Raw genomic sequence first — 1,196 nt, 5'->3', positions numbered from 1 at the left:
GGGAAGGTGCGAACAAGTCCCTGATGTGAGATCATGAGTCCCACTTGGCATCAGGGATAAGGTTCAGCATGAGTCACCAGTTCACCTTTGCGGATAGCGAGTTCAATGGCAAACGCCGCAAAACCCGTAAGGAGTTATTCCTGGCTCGTATGGAGGCGTTGCTCCCATGGGCTATGATGCTGGAGGTCATCGAGCCCGTCTATCCCAAGGCAGGTAATGGCCGTCGCCCCTACCCACTCGATACCATGCTGCGCATTCACTGCATGCAACAGTGGTATAGCCTTAGCGACGGCGCCATGGAGGATGCGCTCTACGAGATTGCTTCGATGCGTCTGTTTGCCAAGCTCTCACTGGACCAGGCCATCCCCGACCGCACCACCATCATGAACTTCCGCCATCTGCTGGAGCAGCACCAGCTGGCCCGGCAGCTCTTCGACGCCGTCAACCTGTGGCTTTCTGACGCCGGCATCATGATGAAGCAAGGCACGCTGGTCGATGCCACTCTCATTGAGGCCCCTTGCTCGACCAAGAACAAACGTGGCGAGCGTGACGGCGAGATGCACCAGACCAAGAAAGGCAATCAATGGTACTTCGGCATGAAGGCTCATATCGGTGTCGATGCCAAGAGTGGCCTGACGCACAGTCTGGAGACCACGGCAGCCAACGAGCACGACCTCAATCAAGTGGGAAATCTGCTCCATGGCAAGGAAGAGTTTGTGTTCGCCGACGCTGGGTATCAGGGTGCGGAAAATCGTGAAGAACTGGCGGATGTAAAGGCACAATGGGCGATTGCGATGCGACCTGGCAGGCTCAAGGAGCTCAAAAAGCATCCGCGCAAAAACAAGGCTGTGATTGCCTTTGAGAGGCTCAAATCCAGCATCCGTGCCAAGGTGGAGCACCCGTTTCGGATCATCAAACGTCAGTTTGGCTTTGTGAAGGCGCGGTTCAAGGGGCTGCGCAAGAACGACAACCAACTGGCGATGTTGTTTACGCTGGCGAATCTGTTTCGCGTGGACCAGATGATACGGGCATGGGATAGTTGTGCCAAAAAATCGAGATAAGCCTCGAAAATGAGGCTAAATGGCGCTTAATAGTCGAATACTTGCGGCAAAAAGTCAGTTTTTTGGAGTGATGGGCATTTCAAATGCGGACAAAGAGTTCGTGGTGAAGGTGCGATCCACTTGTTCGCACCTTCC

General features: G+C 54.4%; 1 protein-coding gene. It reads left to right on the top strand.

The features are described 5' to 3' along the window. The first annotated feature begins 68 nt into the window (after positions 1 to 68). On the top strand, positions 69 to 1,061 hold the full coding sequence (locus BSP75_RS00065; RefSeq protein WP_075111786.1) for an IS5 family transposase: 993 nt from the start codon (positions 69 to 71) through the stop codon (positions 1,059 to 1,061). The last annotated feature ends 135 nt before the right edge of the window (positions 1,062 to 1,196 follow it).

The sequence above is a fragment of the Aeromonas sp. YN13HZO-058 genome, from assembly GCF_001921245.1.
Classification (GTDB): Bacteria; Pseudomonadota; Gammaproteobacteria; order Enterobacterales; family Aeromonadaceae; genus Aeromonas; species Aeromonas allosaccharophila.
This window is presented reverse-complemented; position numbering and strand designations above follow the sequence as displayed.